This window comes from Glycomyces artemisiae (genome assembly GCF_003002955.1).
GTDB lineage: Bacteria > Actinomycetota > Actinomycetes > Mycobacteriales > Micromonosporaceae > Glycomyces > Glycomyces artemisiae.
Genome location: NZ_PVTJ01000015.1, coordinates 1 through 16,578, shown reverse-complemented (window position 1 = coordinate 16,578; position 16,578 = coordinate 1). Strand labels below are relative to the sequence as shown.

Genomic DNA, 16,578 nt, shown 5'->3' with positions numbered 1-16,578 from the left:
CTACTCCGGCGCCGGCGTCGTGCGCGAGCCCGGATCGACCGGGAACACCTCGGGGTCCGCGTACTGCGCGAACAGCTCCGCGGTCATCCCGTCCAGCTCCACGTGCTGCACCGAGTACACCGCCAGGAACGCCCCCAGCTCCTCCACCCGGCCCCGCAGCCCGGGCACGATCGCGCCCTCCCACCGCTCGACCGCCTGCGCCACCTCGTTCACGCCGGTGAACACCCCGGTGTCCACCGACTCCTTCAGCGCGCCGCCTTCACTGGCGACCTGCTTGAAGTCCTCGTACAGCCCGTCCGAGGCCGCGAACATCGAGACGCCGCCCCGCTTGATCTCCTCCGGATCCAACGACAGATCAACCATGTTGGGTCCCAAGGGAAGCGGTGCGTGCAGGGCGGGTCGAGACCGGTGGGGCGCTCACGGGGGGTCCAATCTCTCGTGTGCCGATCAACACACAGCGTACAAATCCCAGGCAAACGGCCGATAGTGGCGGCACCTGGAACGTCCTCTCTGTGACCATATCGTTATGTTCCTTTGGCGATCCTCCGTGGCTCGCGGGGCTGAAACAGGTCCGGTATGTTGTGGGGCAGAGCGGACAGCGCTGTAACGACCGGCACACGGAAGGGGTCCAACCCTATGTCCACACCTCTCCCCCCACCCCCCGCCCGGACCCGGCCCCGCGGCCTCCGCACCGCCCTGGCCTCGGGCCTCACGGCCCTGGCCGCGACCGCTGCGGTCACGGCCGCACCGGGTGTCGCGCTGGCTCAGGACACGACTCTCAATGACGACAATGCTTGGGTGACCGACCTGATTCAGGCTCCCGCTGCATGGAGTACGACGAAGGGTGAGGGGGTCACGGTCGCAGTGCTGGACACTGGCATTGCCGAGCATCCATTCTTCGAAGACAAGGACATCTTGCCGGGGTATACGGCCTTCGCGGACGAGACCGACGCCTGGAACGACACCGACGGACACGGCAGCGCAGTCGCGGCAGCGGTGCTGCTCGCCGCACCCGAGGCCACAATCCTTCCCGTACGCATGGACACCGGCGCCGAGAACGATCTCGGCGGAGCCATGGGGGAGACGGATGTCGAGTCAGTCAAGTGGGCGATTGACAACGGCGCCGATGTTCTCGTGATGCCCTGGCACATTGACGGTGTCGTGACCGGCGAGCCGATCGAGGTCCTGCAATACGCCATCGACAAGGGCCTTATTGTGATCGCCTCTGCCGGTAATAATCCCAGTGATCCGGTGCTGTACCCAGCATCCACTCCGGGAGTCGTGGCGGTCACTGGCACTGACACGAGCGGAAGCCTGCTCGCTGAGACCAGCACCACCGGGCCTGAGGTCGTAGTCTCGGCCCCAGCAGATGAGATGACAGTTCCCAAGCCGCAAGTGGGATCACTCGGAGATGATGAGCTGTACGGGACGGTCGTCGGCGGTACCTCGATGGGCTCGGGTTTCGCCGGAGGCGTTGCGGCGTTGACCTGGGCAGCACACCCGGACCTCGATGCGAGCAACGTCATCCAGCGCCTCATTCAGACTGCTGGAGATGCAAGCGGTGAGCGCAGTGACGACGTCGGATTCGGTCTCGTGAACGCCGACCAGGCCGTCAACGCCGAAGGCATCGAACCGGTCCAGGAGAACCCGCTCGGATACCCGATGGGCGAGCCAGGCGCGAGCGGGGCCACCCCCGACGACCCCGCGCCGTCCGAGTCCGCGCAGGAGCCCGGCGCGGCCACCGGCGGCCCTTCGGCTGCGGCCGAAGGGAACAAGGAGTCGAACCTCAACGCGATCATCGTCGTCGCCGCGGCCGTGATCCTCATCGGCGCGGCAGTCGCGGTCTGGCTGGTGCTCCGCGGTCGCAGCCGCAAGGCCGCCGCGCAGCAGCAGGGCCAGTTCAACCCCGGGAACGGACCGGGCCAGGCGCCGTACCAGCAAGCGGCGCAGCAGCAGTACGTCCCGCCGACCGGCGGCGGGCAGAACTACGGCGGTCCGCCTCCCGGCCAGGTCTACAGCAGCCCGCCGCAGGGGTTCAGCCAGCCTGGCAACCCCGGAGAGCCCAGCCCGCCCTGGCGGCCGAGCGAACCCAACCAGCGCTGATCGACGAGTAAGGGCCGCAACCGATGCACATCGGTTGCGGCCCTTACTGTTTCCGGGAAACGCAAGAGGGGCGGCGGTCAGTTCCGCTCGCCCCTCATCGACAGCTCAGGACAGGCTAGTCCTCGTCGAGTTCGTCGTCGCTGACCCGGTTGCGGCCCCAGTCGACGTCGTCTTCCCGCAGCCAGGTCTCCCTGGTGTAGGTCTCTTCGTCGTCATCGTCGTAGTAGCCCGAACGCGTGCCGCCGCGTCCGCTGCTGCTGCCGGGACGGCTGCCCGAGCCGGTGCCCCGGCCGCCGCTGCCGCTTCCCGCACCGCGTCCGCCGGTGCCCGAACCTGTGCGGTTCCCAGAGGAGGCACCCGCGCGGGCGGGGCTCGTGCTGCCCGCGCCGCGCCCCGGAGCGTTTCCGGCGCCGCCGACAGGCGTTGTGCCGCGTGCGGGACCGAACAGGCCTGCGCCCGCACCGGTGAGGCTGCTGGCACCGAGGCCGGTCCCGCCGCCACCTCCGCCCATGTACCCGGTCCCGCCGCCACCACCGCCGCCGGTCATGAGACCGCCGTTGGCAAGGCCGCCGTTGTCGATGTCGTCATACGAGCCGGGCGTCCAGTTGCTGTCCACAGGGTCGAGGTCGTCACCGGTGCCCACGATGCCATCGGCACCAGAAGTGTCCGCGCCCAAGGAGTCGTTGCCGCCAGGGGCATCCGGAACGTCATTGGAGTTGGAGAGCCCGCTGTCGGCGAAGACGCCGCCAGTTGGCGCCTGGTACGTCGAATTGCCAGGCATGTCGCTCGGGGGCGGAGGCGGGGGCTCGCTGAAGTCCTCTTCCTTCGCCCGGGCGTACCGGTCGCCGAGGTCTGCCACGATCTGAGCCATGGCTTCATGACGCTGATCGAGGTACTGCTCGTACTGCTGCTGGTACTGGACCTTCTTGGTCTCGTACTCGGGCTTGGTCTTGTCGATGTCCTGGCTTTCGAGCCATTCGTCGTAGGTCTCGGTGGAGCTGGGGTACAGGTCCGCGCCTTGGGCATCGCTCTGGGCGGTCCGGAGGTAACCCGCCAGGTCTGGCATCGTGATCTCGCCGGCACGCTTCATGCCGTTCTCGGACTCGATGCTGTATTCCTCGACGACGGACATGCGGCTCTCGAACTCGTCGGAGGCCGCGCCGGTCCACTGCGTGCGAAGCGTCGAGACGTGAACCGCCATTTCCTCGCGGGCGGCCTTCATACCGCTCGCAGCAGAGGTCCAGACCGAACCGGCCTGCTCGACCCTCCAGTCGTCACCCACTTGAAGCATTTCCCAAAGCTGCTCGTGGGTATAGGTGCTCTTGTAGTAGTCCTTGCCTTTGCCCTTGGCAACCATGGCGGGCTCCTTCCTCGGGGTTCAGGTCGTCTGCTGCCGCAGGGCTACAGGATCTCGGGATCGTCGTCGGTCTCCGGCGTCCCATCGGAACCGGTGGTGTCATTGGCGCGCTCGTTATCGCCGCGAACGTCGCTCACATCATTTTCGGAGATGCCGCCGCCACGGGAGTCGAATTCGCTCTGGATGCTGACGACGCTCGCCGTGACGTTGCCATCGGACTCCAGATAGCTCACCTTGATGTCCTCGCTGATCGCGCGACCCGTGTCCAGGCCGTGGAAGACGCGGTCGATCTGCTCGGCGCGGCCGGGGTAGAAGACCGTCTTGTACGACTCGGCGAGTTCGAGCGCGTCGTCGAAGCCGCCGAACGGCACGTTCACCGTGTCGACCGGCTGGAAGCTGCCTGCGCTGAGGTACTCGGGGTTGGCGCCCTCGCGGAGGCGGACGACCGATCCGCCCATGACCTGGCTGCGGTACAGCTCAAGGTCGTCGAGGGTGATGCCCATCTTCGAGATGAACTCGTCGAAGGACTCCTCGGTCATCTGGAACCTGGTGCCGCTGGAGTCGGTAACGGTGTAGGAGCCGTCGCGGTTCTGGACTGCACCGCCGCCCATGTCCTCAGGAAGCAACGTCATCACCTCGGGTATGAGATTCGTCAGGGGGTATGGTCGGGCGCTCGCGAACCTCGACGCGCTGCGATGGGCACGCGGCCGCTCCGATCTGTGCTAGGTCCAGCATACCGATGCGGCGCAATCCGGACGCCGCGGCGGCGCGACATGGCACGAACGGGGGAGATCGGGACACAAGGGAGCGCCCCTGCTGGCCCGACCTGGGACGGAAGCCGCGATCCTATGCCGACGCGCTCGGGAGCCACTCCCGCATCAGTGGCGAGGACTCGTCCCTTTCGACCCGACTACCCGAGGGTCCGCCCGGGTTGCCCCGTACGCCCGACGTGGCACTAAGTGGGGATACACGGGCTCGGTCACTACTAGTAAACTCGGAAGCGCACCGCCAGCCCGGTGAGTTTGCACGGACGGGTTATGGTGACTGCGGAATCGATGAAAAAACTCACTGGGATACCCCTGACGGCCTCCGTGCCGCAGCCCCCGGTTCAACGATCAGGAGGTGTTTTCGATGGTCGCAATGACAACTGAGACAGTTCAGCAGGCCGCGATCGACACGCTGAACACGCGTCAGGATGTCGACGGGACCCTTTCCGGTCTCAAGTCGCTGTGCGACATGCTCGCGTCCGCGTGGACGGGTTCCGGCGCCACGGCGTTCCAGGCCGTGATGGCGGACTGGGACAAGGAAGCCCAGGATCTGCTCGACGCGCTCGAGAACATCGCGAACATGCTGGACGCCAGCGCCGTCGCCACGGACGACCAGGACAGCGAGAGCGCCAGCGACTTCGGTGGCCTGCTCTAACAGGCCGTTAGCCCCCCAACAGACTTAAGGAAAGAGGTGACTTGACATGGCCGGAGCGATTTCGCTTGATTACGCGACCATGGAGGAGTCCTACTCCAGGATCATCAACGACTCGCAGTCCATCAACGACTCTCTCGCCGACCTTGGCGCCAAGCTCGACGCCCTTGAGTGGGACGGTGCCGACCGCGAGGCCTACATGGCCCAGCGCGAGGAGTGGGAGCAGTCGATGGCCAAGCTGAACGAGATCCTGGAGGCCGTCGGCAACGCTGTCGACAACGCTCGTCAGCGCTACGCCGACACCGAGGCCGCGAACGCGGCCCGCTTCCGGTAGGACCACGCTTCTCCAGCGGTATCAAGCTGAACGAAGACCCAGGCAGATCCTCGATCGCCTGGGTCTTCGCGTGTCCCCGGGCAACACTCCGCGCACAGAAGAACGGGGCGCCGGCCGAGCCGGCACCCCGTTCCCAAGATCTATGAGAAGACCCGCTAAGCGGCGCCTTCGAGCTCCTTCGACGGCACCGTCTTCTCCGGCTTCCGCGAGCCCGGACGCCAGCCGCGCTTGCGGCCCTTGGGGATGATCGTCCGCAGGACCAGCACCAGCGTGATGAGCACGATCGCGCCGCCGACACTCGACCAGGCCACCGCCTTCTCGAACGCCAGCGGGTCGTAGTCCACGTCGATCGCCCCGATCGAGGACGGCTCGGCCTCAGGTTCCGCCGACGAGCCATCGTCAGCCGGGTCGTCCGCGAACGACGTCGCCGTCACGTCCTCGCCCTGGGCCAGCGGCGTCGACACGGCCTTGCCCACGTTCAGCACGCCGTAGCCCTGGTAGATGTTGAAGTCGTTCGGCGGGTGGAGTGCGGTCGTCGTCAACCGGTGCTCGATCCACGCGGGCGACGCCTCGTCGCCGAACTCCGCCTTCAGCAGCGCCGCCGCGCCCGCCACGTACGGCGTCGCGAAACTGGTGCCCTCCTGGACGAGCCAGCCGCCGCCGGGCAGCGGCACGACCACGTTCTGGCCCGGCGCGATCAGGTCGAGGTTCTCGCCGTAATTCGTCTGGAGGTAGAAGTTCCCGTCCTGGTTGTGCGCCCCCACCGCGATCACCTCGGGGTAGTTCGCCGGATAGAACTTCGCCTTCTCCGGGTCCTCCACTACCGCGGGGTCGTCCATGTACAGGTTCTCGTTCCCCGTCGCGGCGACGATCACCACGTTGGCCGCGACCGCGTTCGCCACCGCCGTCTTCAGGGCCTCGGTGTCAGGCAGCGCGATCGACACGTTGATGACGTCCGCGCCCTGCTCGACCGCGTAGTCGATCAGCTCCGCGACCAGGTCCGACGAACTCTCGTCCGCCCCCTCGTCGCCCTTGAACGCCCGCAGCGGCAGGATGTCCGCATCCGGCGCCACGCCCACGAACTGCTCGCCCTGGGGCGCCCCCGCGGCGATCCCCGCGACCGCCGTACCGTGGAAGTACGCATCGCACGACCCGTCGCTGTCGGGATCCCAAGCGTCCCAACCCGACTTGATCCGGGTCCCGAACAAGTCCTCGCGATCCGCCGAGACACCGGAGTCGATCACCGCGATCGTCACCGGGTCGCCCTCGGCGGTCTTGCCCTTGTTGAACCGGTGCGCCTCATCGAGCCCGATGAAGTCGCCCGCCCAGTCCCGCGCCGTCAGCGCCTGTGAATTGCCCTCGCCCGTCTCGCACGGGGAGATGTCGTCCCCCGACGCCACAGGAGGCTCCGCGAGCGCAGGGGCGCCCGTCAGCAGGATCGACCCGGCCGTCGCCATCGCGACCGCCGCGGAATAGAGAGGTATACGCGGGAGGATTCGCACCCGCACAGTCTAACGCCGCAGCGCCAAAGGGCCGGTCCGCCGTATACCGGGCCGAAACACCGCAAGGGCGGGGGACCAAGAGGTGGTCTCGTCCGCTTACGATAGGTACGACCACTCACCTTCATGATGGAGACGTCGCCAATGACGATGCTTCAGGGGCAGCAGCAAGCACGCGGTACCGCGTCCGTGCAGGCCCAGCAGCAAGGCGGCCCGGTCGCCGGCGAGTCGGTCGTGTTCACGACCCGCTCCTCGGGACGGCTCGGCCCGCTCACCGTCGCCCAGCTCATCGCGGTCGAGCTCGCGCTCACGATCGCGCTCGCGAGCCTGGCGCTGGGGATGATCGCGCTGGCCGCCGGAGGCGCCGTCGCGCTCATCGTGCTGGTCGTCGTGTTCTGGCGCAAGGGCGACTACTGGTGGTACCAGACCTGGCCGCTCAAGTCCCGCATGCGCCGGCGCATCCGCGCCCTCGACCCGCAGCAGCTCACCGAGGTCCTCCACCGGATCGCCCCCGACCTGGGCATCACCGGCGTCGAGGACCGCGACGAGAACGTCGGCATCGGCCACGACAACGGCGGATGGTTCACCGTCATCGAGATCGGCACCACCGACGAGGGCACCAAGGCCGTCCCGCTCGAACGCCTCGAACGGCTCTTCGACGAGACCTCCGTCCCCGTCACCGCCGTGCAGCTCGTCGGCCACACCACCCCCGTCGGCCTCGCCGCCTACGACAACAGCCCCGCCTCCCGCTCCTACCGCGAACTCCTCGGCGACTACCCCGCCGTCGTCCACCACAAGGCCTGGCTCGCCGTGCGCCTCGGCGCGCGCGACGCCCGCGAGGCCACCGCCGAGCGCGGCGGCGAGGTCGACGGCGTCTACAAGGCGCTGGCCTCGACCGCGCAGCGCGTCAGCAAGCTCCTCGGCAACGTCGGCGTCCCCAACCGGATCCTCGACGCCGAGGGCGTGCGCGAAGCGGTCCAGCAGTCGCTCGGCGTCGCGTTCGCGCCGGTCCCGGGCGAGCGCACCGCGGAGGAGTGGAACCACTGGTACGCGGACGGCCTGCGCCACGTCGCCTACCGGGTCGTCAAGTGGCCCACCGACGCCGTGTCGCTGCACCGCACGACCGACGCCCTCTCCGGCGTCCCCGCCGCGTTCGTGACCGTGTCGACCGTGGTCACCGCGGGCGCGAACGGCAAGGTCAACCCGGACGGCCGCATCACCGGGCGCCAGCTCGCCGTGGACGGGATCGTGCGCCTCGCGCTCGACCAGGCCTCGTGGGAGTCCGCGCAGAACCAGCTGCTCAACGTCGCCGACCAGCTCGGCGTGCGGTTGCAGCGCCTCGACGGCGAGCACGGCCCCGCCGCCTACGCATCCGCCCCGACCGGAGGAGGACCCCGATGAGCGACCGCGGCAACGTCTACGGCGGCGGCACCTACCAGGGGGGCTCGTACCAGAGCGGGAACCAGCGCCCCGGCGGCCGCCACTCCGGCGACGAGGACGAGCAGCGCCCCGTCGACGACGACCAGGGCGGCACCCTCAACGTGCCCCGCCCCGGCCAGCAGCAGGCGGGCTCCCCGCAGTCGCCCCAGCAGCCCGCGGCCCGCCCGCCCCAGGGCGGCGCCGTCTACGGCCAGCCCGGGCAGACCGGTCAGCAGGGCGCGGTTTACGGTGCGCGCCAAGGACAGCAGCCCCCGCAGGCGCCGCCGAGCGCCCGCGGCGGCGCCCAGCCCCCGCAGCCGCCCGCCGCTGCCGCGCGCCCGCCCCAGTCGCCGCAGCAGCAGCCCCAGCAGCCGCAGTACCAGACGCCGCGGCCCCCGGAGATGCGCCCGCCGCAGCCCCCGCAGGGCCGACAGCCGCAGCAGCAGTCCTCGCCGCCGCAGTACCAGCAGCCGCAGCGTCCCGCCGGCCCGCCGCCAGCACCGGCCTCGCAGCCGCAGCGCCCGGCCCAGCCGGCCGCACCGCCGACGTCCCAGCCGCAGTACCAGCTGCCGACGTCCCAGCAGCAGCGCCCGTCGCAGCCGCCCGCGGCCGCACCGGTGTCCGCGGCCCCGGTCTCGGCCCAGCCGGTCTCCGGCCAGCCCGTGTCCGGCAGCCCGATCTCCGGCGGCCCGGTTTCCGGCCAGCCGTACTCGGCGCAGCCCGCGAGCGCCCAGCCGTACTCCGGCGTGCCCTACTCGGGCGCGGGCGCCCCGATCACCGGCGGCCCGGTCAGCTCCATGCCGACCTCCGCGGGCCTGTTCGGCGTCTCGCAGGTCTCGGCGGGCCCCACCGAGGGCACCGTCTACGGCCTGCCGATCACCGACCGCGCGGTCGAGACCGCCCGCGACGCGGGCAAGCCGATCGAACCGGTCAAGTCCGCGCCGCAGATCCCGACCGCCCGGGCCCTGGAGCTCATGACGTCGGCGAGCCCGCCCGCCGGGCTCGTGATCGGCCGCGACGCCGAGCAGGTCCCGGTCGTCGCGCCGTTCTTCCGGCCCGAGGAGACCCGCATCAACCTCATCGGCGGCGTGTACCTCGCCCGCCTGCTCGTCTTCCGCGCCTTGGCGATCGGCACCCGCGTCGCGGTGTGCACGACCCGCCCGCAGGAGTGGAACGGCCTGGGGGAGACCGCGACCGGCCGCAACGACCGCCTCGCGGTCCTGCACGGCGACCAGCCGGTCACCGTCGAGGCGAGCCAGCACTCCCCGGCCCTGTACGTCTACGACGTCGGCGAGCGCGGCTCCCAGACCAAGCCGGTCCTCGGCCCGTGGCGCACGCAGCTCACGGTGCTCCCGCGCCTGACGAACTTCGCGGACGCCCTCACCGGCGAGGCCCACATGACGGTCCTCCAGCGGCTCACCGCCGAGGAGGCCCAGATCGCGCGCTCGGCGATCCGGGTCAACCAGGAGGTGCTTCAGTGGCTCCAGATGCTGCACGACGACATGATCGCGATGCTCCGCAAGGGCCAGAAGGAGCGTTACCTGTGGTGCGCGCCGACCTCCATAGAGTCGCAGATGTTCGGCGCCCCGATGCGGACCTACTAGCGCCGCAGCGCTTTCACCCGAACGAGTGAGAGGGCCGATCCCGTTCCGCGGGATCGGCCCTCTTGGCTTGTCGGACCCTTGCGGTACTTTCGAACCAGGGGTCCCTTTTGGGTCCGTTTTGTTATGAAATGCGATTCACGTCAGCTGGCGTCGCGCCAGTTCGCCAAGTACGCCTCGGCGAGCTGCGTCGTCATGTCAGTCAGCGCCGCCTCGTCGACCCCGGCGTCCTTCGACACCGCGAGCCGCACCACCAGGTAGGCGTTGTCGTCCTGGACGTGGAGCTGGTAGTTCGACGTCCCGTCGGTCACCACGCGTGAGATCGCCGCGGCCTCGTCGCCGACCGACGGGGCCGGGTCCACGATCGTCCACAGCTCGGGCATCTCGCTCATGTCGCCGGTGCCCAGATCGAAGTTGACGCTTGCCATGGCGTCGGATTCGTACACGGACCCCTCGATCGTCAGCATCGCCGCCGCCTGGTCAGGCTCGCCGTACGTCAGGTCGCACTTCTGGTGCCAGCTGCCGGTCTTCTGCTCGGCCACCGCCGACTCCGCCGGCTCGGCGCCGCCCGTCGCCGGCTCCAGCGCCGCCGCGTCGACCAGCGAGCACGGCTCCTCGGAGCCCGCGTAGGTCAGGCCCGCATCGGCCGCGCCGCCCTGCTCCTCGCCCGAGTCGCGGTTCATGAACCACCACACGCCGCCGCCGACCAGGCCCAGCGCCACCACGGCGGCGATGACCTTCGGCCACGGGCTCGACTTGCGCGCGCGACTGCGGACCTTCTGGAAGTCCGAGCGCCGCCGCGGCTCCTTGGAACCGAGGCCCTTGATCGCGGTGGTCTCCCCGCCGCCGCCCCAGTCGTCCCCGCCCCGCTCGTCGCCGAACGCGGCCTCCTCGAACGGCTGGTCCTGACGCGGCCGCGGCGAACCCTCCGGAGCCCCCGGCCGCGGCCGGTACTCCCGGCCGCCCTGCACCGTGCTCCGCGGGTCCGTGCGCGGCGTCGACCCCGTCACCGGCCCGCCCGAACGGCGCGACTCGTAGCCGCCCGGCTGTGCTTCATACCCTCCGGGTTGCGCCTCATACCCGCCCGGCTGCGCCTCGTACCCGCCGTGCTGCGGCGAGAACTGCTGCTGCGGGGACTGGTACTGCCCGGCCTGCGGCCCGCGGCCCGCCGAAGGACCGCCCGCCCGCGGCGCGCCCGCCTGCGGCGACGGCCGCCCGGCCTGCGGCGAAGGGCGCCCCGCCTGGGGCCACCCCTGCTGCTGCCCGTAGCCGCCCTGCCGGCCGCGCCCCGGGGACGGCTGCCCGCCCTGGTACTGGCCCTGGTCGCCTTGCTGCGCGGAGTACGGCTCGCCCGACCCCTGCGGACGGCCCGCCCGGGGCCGCCACTGGCCGGACCCCGACCGCCGCCCGTCGTCGGGCTGCTCGTCGTATGCCGGGCCAAAGGGTGGTGTGGCGCTCACGATGATCCTCCGCGAATGGTTGCGGCGTGTCGACTTGACGCCGCGGTAGTCACGGTCAGCTTAAAGGGAGCCGCCTAATTCCCCGCCCGGGGGAGTGAGTCGAGGAGACCCGACGACAGGTCCTCCGCCAACACCTCCACATCGCCGCCCTCCGGCGGCGCGCCCGTCACGAACACGTTCAGGCTCAGCGTGGTGTTCGCCTCCTGCGCGTGCAGGCGCACCTCGGTCTCCTCGCCCTCGGCGATCACCGCGGTCGCCGCCTGCTCGCCGACGTCGCGCACGTCCGCCGTCGCGTGGCCCTCGGACGCCTCGAACTCCAGCACCCCCGCGTACGCGGCCCGCGCCTTCGCCGAGTCCTCGTACACCTGCACGGTCGCGAACAGCGTCACGAGCCGGTACGCGTCGCCCCCGGCGTACTCCGCCGAATAGGTGCAGTCGAACTTGCGGACCTTCTCGTCCGCGTCCTCCGCGGGGTTGCGCGCCTGCTCGGTGTCGGCCCACGGGCCCAGCAGCTCGGCGTTCACGGCGCGCTCGCAGAGGTCGCCGATCGCGTCGGCGTCCACCGGCGGCTCCTCGTCGCCGATGCCGGAGCTCCAGAACAGCACGGTGCCGCCGCCGAGCAGCAGGACCGCGACCACCGCGAGGACCCATCCGACGCTGGTGAGCTGCCGGAAGAGGTCGGCACCGCGATGGCGCCCCTGGTAGGTGGAGGGTTTCCCGTCCGCCCGGGGCTCCTCGGACCTGTCCGAGTCGATCACCTGGAGTGCGATGGCTCTTTCCTTACTCTGGGGGCCTATGCTGCCGCGCCAACCGTCAGCTTATCGAGTACATGGGACACGGGCCACGGGCGAACCGTGCCAACCACGAGGAGTCGTGTTTTCTCACCCGATCGTGACCGGCCGCACTGAGAGGCACCGCACCGGCTTGTCCACCTGTTCGGCGAATGACGCAGAGTGTGCGATACTCGACCTTGTCGTACCGCACATTTTTTCGGACGGTGCGACCCGCAGATGTCCTGTCCGCGTCCCTCACGACGGCGACGGACTTGACGACTCGGCTGGGGGCAGAGGTGTTTCCCCAGCGCGAGTTGAAGCTTTTCAGAGCGGCCCGAACGGCAGGGGACAGCGCCGGAACAAGGCTCGCGAGCCTGCTGGGCGACGCGAGCCGGAAGCCGGCCCCCGCCCGGTCGGGAGGACCGCACTGCTGATGCCGCGCCCGTGCGGCAGCGGACGCAAACCGCGTCACGCGCCCGGGCGGCGGCTGGAATGGAGATTTATTCGTATGCGCGAGAATGAGCCGCGCGAACAGGTGCCCGCGATCGCGGTGACCTTCATGGCTCCTCAAAAACCCAAGAGCGACGACCCGGCGCCGGAGGCGCCGCGCAGCGAGCGGCCCCGCGCCGCCGCTTCGACCGCCGCGATGTTCGCACCCCCGCCCAAGACCGCCCCCAAAGCGGCCGAACCCAGGTCCGAGCGCTCCCGCTCCGACTCCCGCGACCAGCAGGACGACGAGCCGCGCCGCGGCCAGGACGCCGAGCCCCGCCGCCAGGCGAAGAAGGCCCCGGCCAAGAAGGCCGCCCAGAACCAGCAGGAGCAGCAGCCCTCGCGCAAGCGCACGCGCAACCGCGGCGAGCAGCGCTCCGGCGACAAGCCCGCCGACAAGGGCCCCGAGGACAAGGCCGCAGAGCGCGAGCCGAAGGCCGACGAGCCGGTCGCCGAGGACTTCGACGACGACTACGACGATGACGACGACTCCGAGGCCGGGCGCCGCAGGCGCGGCCGCCGGGGCCGCCGCGGCCGCGGCCGCGGCAAGGGCGTCGACGGGCCCGAGGGCTCCGACGACGAAGACGACGACGAGGACGAGGACGAGCAGGCCGACGAGGACGACGAGGAATCGGGCGCCGACGGCCCCGAGGTCACCCGCCGTCGGCGTCGCCGCCGCCGCAGGGCCGGGTCCGAGGACTCCGACCGCTCCTCGCGTCCCGATGACGCCGACGACGACGCGGAAGTCGTCGTCAAGGTCCGCGCCCCGCAGCGCCGCACCTCCTCCAACGAGGAAGTGCGCGGCGTCTCCGGGTCCACGCGCCTCGAAGCGAAGCGCCAACGCCGCCGCGACGGCCGCAAGTCCGGCCGCGGCCGCGTCCAGGTCGTCAGCGAGGCCGAGTTCCTGGCCCGCCGCGAGGCGGTCGAGCGCCAGATGGTCGTGCGCGTGCGCAACGGCCGCGCCCAGGCCGCCGTCCTCGAAGACGGCATCCTCGCCGAGCACTACGTCTCCAAGTCCGGGGCCCAGGGCCTGGTCGGGAACGTCTACCTCGGCAAGGTCCAGAACGTGCTGCCGAGCATGGAGGCCGCGTTCGTCGACATCGGCCGCGGCCGCAACGCCGTGCTGTACGCCGGCGAGGTGAACTGGGACGCGACCGGCCTCGCCGGGAAGGCCCGCTCGATCGAGCAGGCCCTCAAGCCCGGCGACTCGGTGCTCGTCCAGGTCACGAAGGACCCGGTCGGCCACAAGGGCGCCCGCCTGACCAGCCACGTCGCGCTCTCGGGCCGCCACCTGGTCTACGTCCCCGGCGGCAACGCCTCGGGGATCTCCCGCAAGCTGCCCGACCGCGAGCGCACCCGCCTTCGTGCGGCGCTCAAGAAGCTCGTCCCCGAGAGCGCGGGCGTCATCGTGCGCACCGCCGCCGAGGGCGCCGGGCCCGAGGAGCTCGCCCGCGACATCTCCCGCCTCCAGATCGAGTGGGAGGAGATCCAGTCCAAGGCGAAGAAGAGCAACGCCCCGGCGGTGCTCCACTCCGAGCCCGACGTGCTGATCCGCGTGGTCCGCGACGTCTTCAACGAGGACTTCAAGGAGCTCCTGGTCGAGGGCGACGAGGCGTACGACGAGATCCACAAGTACCTCGAATCGGTGTCGCCCGAGCTGCTGCCGCGGCTCAAGCGCCACACCGGCACGAAGGACGTCTTCGCCGAGAAGCGCGTCGACGAAGGCCTGCTCAAGGCGCTGGACCGCAAGGTCTACCTGCCTTCGGGCGGCTCGCTCGTCATCGACCGCACCGAGGCGATGACGGTGATCGACGTCAACACCGGCCGCTTCACCGGCGAGGGCGGCAACCTCGAAGAGACCGTCACCAGGAACAACCTGGAGGCGGCCGAGGAGATCGTGCGCCAGCTGCGCCTGCGCGACATCGGCGGCATCATCGTGATCGACTTCATCGACATGGTCCTGGAGTCGAACCGCGACCTGGTGCTGCGCCGCCTGACCGAGTGCCTGGGCCGCGACCGGACCAAGCACCAGGTCACCGAGGTGACCTCGCTCGGCCTGGTGCAGATGACCCGCAAGCGCGTCGGCCAGGGCCTCATCGAGGCGTTCTCCGAGCCGTGCGACCACTGCAAGGGCCGCGGGGTCATCGTCCACACCGACGAGATCCTCGGCAACGGTCGCAAGAAGGGCAATGGCGGGGGCGGCTCCGGCCAGCACCAGGCCCAGCCGAATCAGGGCCAGGGCCAGAGCGGCAAGAAGAAGAAGGACAAGTCCAAGTCCGGCCAGCAGCAGCAACAGCAGCAGTCGAAGAAGCAGGACAAGTCCGAGCCGCAGTCCAAGTCCGTCGCCGACGCGACCGCGAAGATCGCGGCCGCCTCCGACCACGGTCACGAGGACGTCGAGGTCGAGATCGTCGACGAGACGACCTCCGAGCCGATCGCCGAGGCCACCGGGTCCGGCGACGAGCTCGTGGTCGAGACCGAGACGACCGACGCCGTCGCCTCCTCCGAGGACGCGGTCCCCGCGGACGCCGAACCGGACAACGGCGGCGAGCCCGGGACCGAATCGGCACCGGCTTAGGTACGGGCGGCGCCGCGGACTGTGACGTTCGCGGCGTCCGCCTGGTACCGATGCCGGAACCAGCGGGTACATGACGTACCCTAGTGAGCGGCCTATAGAGCCCTCAGCTTTTCGCCCCCGTTCGCGCGGGGACGAGCGCGGAGCTCGATCGGCGGGCCAGCCCAGGCGACGTTCGCGAAGCCGGAGTTGGCACGGTGCGTGACACCGCGAAATTGACAGACACCGTTCCCCTGCGGGGAACTGACATCATGTCCCCGCATCGGGGAGGACCCAAGGAGACCAGCGTCGACATGTACGCAATCGTCAAGACTGGCGGAAAGCAGTACAAGGTCGCCGAGGGCGACGTCCTCGAAGTCGAGAAGCTTCAGGGCGAGTCCGGCGACACGCTTACGCTGCCCGCGGTGTTGCTCGTCGACGAAGGCACTGTGGTCACCGACGCCTCCGGCGTCACGGTGAGCGGTGAACTTCTCGAGCACACCAAGGGCCCGAAGATCAAGATCCACAAGTACAAGAACAAGACCGGCTACCACAAGCGCCAGGGTCACCGCCAGCCGCTGACCCGCGTGCGCATCACCGGCATCACCAAGTAGGGGTTGAACCATGGCACACAAGAAGGGCGCATCCAGCTCCCGCAACGGGCGTGACTCCAACTCCAAGCGACTCGGCGTCAAGCGCTTCGGCGGTCAGCACGTCAGCGCCGGCGAGATCCTCATCCGTCAGCGCGGCACCAAGTACCACCCGGGCGAGCTCGTCGGCCGCGGCGGCGACGACACCCTCTTCGCCCTCGCCGAGGGAGAGGTGCTGTTCTCGCAGAAGCGCGGACGCAAGCTGGTCAACATCGTCCCGACCTCCACCGAGGTCGCGGCTTAAGACCGGAGCGGCAACGCTCGAAGACAGAGAGGGTCGGCCCCGTCGAAAGACGGGGCCGGCCCTTTTTCCGTGCCCGCCATACAGAGCAGAAGCCGAACACAGATCGCATCCAACCGTTAACGCCGACGACAACAAGATGTCGGACCGCTCCGATAGGTTCGGACCGGGAACCCCCGCACGAGCGCGGATCGGCGATTCCGATTGCGGTGCAGCCATATCCCCGCAGGTCAACGAGGCCGCGAGCGGAAAGGGACCCCCCTGTTTCGTGCGCTCAAAAGCCCGTGTATTGTTGTCTTTGCCCGCGGGGGAACGGAACAGCCGAGAAGGCCTGGTCCGGAAGCCACCGGAGACCGGCGACAGACTCATAGAGTCAGGCGCGGTCCGGAAGCTGAATCGCGGGACATCTCAGAGACTCACTAGAGGCTCGATCGTGTGTGACACAGGTTAATCGACCTGAAGTTTGCAGAGCGATCCGAGACTGTTAGAGTTGAGAGGTTGCTCCGGCTGAAGCCGAATCCCTAAAGTGGATCACTTCAGTTGGCGTGTTGTTTGAGAACTCAACAGGGTGTTTGGATGGTCAGCGTGTGGGCTGGCTGAGTCGCTTCGGAACTGGGTTTCGGGGTGTGCTTGGTTGGTACTGTTTTTGACTGTCTTTTCCTTGGGACACTTGCTTGGT

14 protein-coding genes are annotated in these 16,578 nt (G+C 69.5%); 8 read left to right on the top strand and 6 right to left on the bottom strand.

Annotated elements, in window-relative coordinates; all coding sequences use genetic code 11:
- Positions 1 to 363 carry a hypothetical protein gene (locus B0I28_RS25685; RefSeq protein ID WP_146148246.1) on the bottom strand — a complete coding sequence of 121 codons (363 nt, stop codon included), beginning with the start codon at positions 361 to 363 and terminating at the stop codon, positions 1 to 3.
- Between the two features lie 435 nt (positions 364 to 798).
- Between B0I28_RS25685 and B0I28_RS25680 the strand changes: the two genes are divergently transcribed.
- Entirely contained in the window at positions 799 to 2,103 is a 1,305-nt protein-coding gene (locus B0I28_RS25680; protein WP_181245971.1) for a S8 family serine peptidase, read from the top strand.
- Positions 2,104 to 2,218: 115 nt separating this feature from the next.
- Here the strand turns inward: B0I28_RS25680 and B0I28_RS25675 are convergent, their stop codons facing one another.
- Together B0I28_RS25675 and B0I28_RS25670 are read right to left on the bottom strand one after the other, a co-directional pair.
- Positions 2,219 to 3,460 (bottom strand): hypothetical protein, encoded by a 1,242-nt coding sequence (locus tag B0I28_RS25675; protein ID WP_106366725.1) that lies wholly within the window; start codon positions 3,458 to 3,460, stop codon positions 2,219 to 2,221.
- A gap of 44 nt (positions 3,461 to 3,504) precedes the next feature.
- On the bottom strand, positions 3,505 to 4,092 hold the full coding sequence (locus B0I28_RS25670; protein WP_146148245.1) for a hypothetical protein: 588 nt from the start codon (positions 4,090 to 4,092) through the stop codon (positions 3,505 to 3,507).
- A 508-nt stretch (positions 4,093 to 4,600) separates the two neighbouring features.
- Here B0I28_RS25670 and B0I28_RS25665 point away from each other — a divergent pair.
- Both B0I28_RS25665 and B0I28_RS25660 read left to right on the top strand, forming a co-directional pair.
- Positions 4,601 to 4,882 (top strand): WXG100 family type VII secretion target, encoded by a 282-nt coding sequence (locus B0I28_RS25665; protein WP_181245970.1) that lies wholly within the window; start codon positions 4,601 to 4,603, stop codon positions 4,880 to 4,882.
- 46 nt (positions 4,883 to 4,928) lie between these two features.
- Positions 4,929 to 5,213, top strand: coding sequence for a WXG100 family type VII secretion target (locus tag B0I28_RS25660; protein ID WP_106366722.1), 285 nt, complete (start codon positions 4,929 to 4,931; stop codon positions 5,211 to 5,213).
- A 155-nt stretch (positions 5,214 to 5,368) separates the two neighbouring features.
- Here B0I28_RS25660 and B0I28_RS25655 read toward each other — a convergent pair whose 3' ends face one another.
- Positions 5,369 to 6,715 (bottom strand): S8 family peptidase, encoded by a 1,347-nt coding sequence (locus B0I28_RS25655; protein WP_146148243.1) that lies wholly within the window; start codon positions 6,713 to 6,715, stop codon positions 5,369 to 5,371.
- Between the two features lie 141 nt (positions 6,716 to 6,856).
- Between B0I28_RS25655 and eccE the strand changes: the two genes are divergently transcribed.
- Both eccE and B0I28_RS25645 read left to right on the top strand, forming a co-directional pair.
- The gene (gene eccE, locus B0I28_RS25650; protein WP_181245969.1) at positions 6,857 to 8,113 is read left to right on the top strand and encodes a type VII secretion protein EccE; all 1,257 of its coding nucleotides are present in this window, start codon (positions 6,857 to 6,859) and stop codon (positions 8,111 to 8,113) included.
- Positions 8,110 to 9,735, top strand: coding sequence for a hypothetical protein (locus B0I28_RS25645; RefSeq protein WP_106366719.1), 1,626 nt, complete (start codon positions 8,110 to 8,112; stop codon positions 9,733 to 9,735). The genes eccE and B0I28_RS25645 overlap by 4 nt, the downstream gene beginning before the upstream one ends.
- A 140-nt stretch (positions 9,736 to 9,875) precedes the next feature.
- Here the strand turns inward: B0I28_RS25645 and B0I28_RS25640 are convergent, their stop codons facing one another.
- Both B0I28_RS25640 and B0I28_RS25635 read right to left on the bottom strand, forming a co-directional pair.
- Positions 9,876 to 11,192, bottom strand: coding sequence for a hypothetical protein (locus B0I28_RS25640; protein WP_146148242.1), 1,317 nt, complete (start codon positions 11,190 to 11,192; stop codon positions 9,876 to 9,878).
- Positions 11,193 to 11,266: 74 nt separating this feature from the next.
- Positions 11,267 to 11,950 carry a hypothetical protein gene (locus tag B0I28_RS25635; protein WP_106366717.1) on the bottom strand — a complete coding sequence of 228 codons (684 nt, stop codon included), beginning with the start codon at positions 11,948 to 11,950 and terminating at the stop codon, positions 11,267 to 11,269.
- Positions 11,951 to 12,473: 523 nt separating this feature from the next.
- Here B0I28_RS25635 and B0I28_RS25630 point away from each other — a divergent pair.
- The 3 genes from B0I28_RS25630 to rpmA all read left to right on the top strand — a co-directional run bounded on the left by B0I28_RS25630 (position 12,474) and on the right by rpmA (position 15,902).
- Complete coding sequence (locus tag B0I28_RS25630) at positions 12,474 to 15,032, top strand: Rne/Rng family ribonuclease (protein ID WP_245889109.1); 2,559 nt, start codon at positions 12,474 to 12,476, stop codon at positions 15,030 to 15,032.
- 290 nt (positions 15,033 to 15,322) lie between these two features.
- Entirely contained in the window at positions 15,323 to 15,622 is a 300-nt protein-coding gene (rplU, locus tag B0I28_RS25625; protein ID WP_091052684.1) for a 50S ribosomal protein L21, read from the top strand.
- Between the two features lie 10 nt (positions 15,623 to 15,632).
- Positions 15,633 to 15,902 (top strand): 50S ribosomal protein L27, encoded by a 270-nt coding sequence (gene rpmA, locus B0I28_RS25620; protein WP_106366716.1) that lies wholly within the window; start codon positions 15,633 to 15,635, stop codon positions 15,900 to 15,902.
- Positions 15,903 to 16,578 lie beyond the last annotated feature (676 nt).

Bases quoted from the DNA above. Each gene is read 5' to 3' on its own strand.
- B0I28_RS25685 (WP_146148246.1), bottom strand. From the start codon at position 363: ATGGTTGATCTGTCGTTGGATCCGGAGGAGATCAAGCGGGGCGGCGTC.
- B0I28_RS25675 (WP_106366725.1), bottom strand. From the start codon at position 3,460: ATGGTTGCCAAGGGCAAAGGCAAGGACTACTACAAGAGCACCTATACC.
- B0I28_RS25670 (WP_146148245.1), bottom strand. From the start codon at position 4,092: ATGACGTTGCTTCCTGAGGACATGGGCGGCGGTGCAGTCCAGAACCGC.
- B0I28_RS25665 (WP_181245970.1), top strand. From the start codon at position 4,601: ATGACAACTGAGACAGTTCAGCAGGCCGCGATCGACACGCTGAACACG.
- B0I28_RS25660 (WP_106366722.1), top strand. From the start codon at position 4,929: ATGGCCGGAGCGATTTCGCTTGATTACGCGACCATGGAGGAGTCCTAC.
- eccE (WP_181245969.1), top strand. From the start codon at position 6,857: ATGACGATGCTTCAGGGGCAGCAGCAAGCACGCGGTACCGCGTCCGTG.
- B0I28_RS25645 (WP_106366719.1), top strand. From the start codon at position 8,110: ATGAGCGACCGCGGCAACGTCTACGGCGGCGGCACCTACCAGGGGGGC.
- B0I28_RS25630 (WP_245889109.1), top strand. From the start codon at position 12,474: ATGCGCGAGAATGAGCCGCGCGAACAGGTGCCCGCGATCGCGGTGACC.
- rplU (WP_091052684.1), top strand. From the start codon at position 15,323: ATGTACGCAATCGTCAAGACTGGCGGAAAGCAGTACAAGGTCGCCGAG.
- rpmA (WP_106366716.1), top strand. From the start codon at position 15,633: ATGGCACACAAGAAGGGCGCATCCAGCTCCCGCAACGGGCGTGACTCC.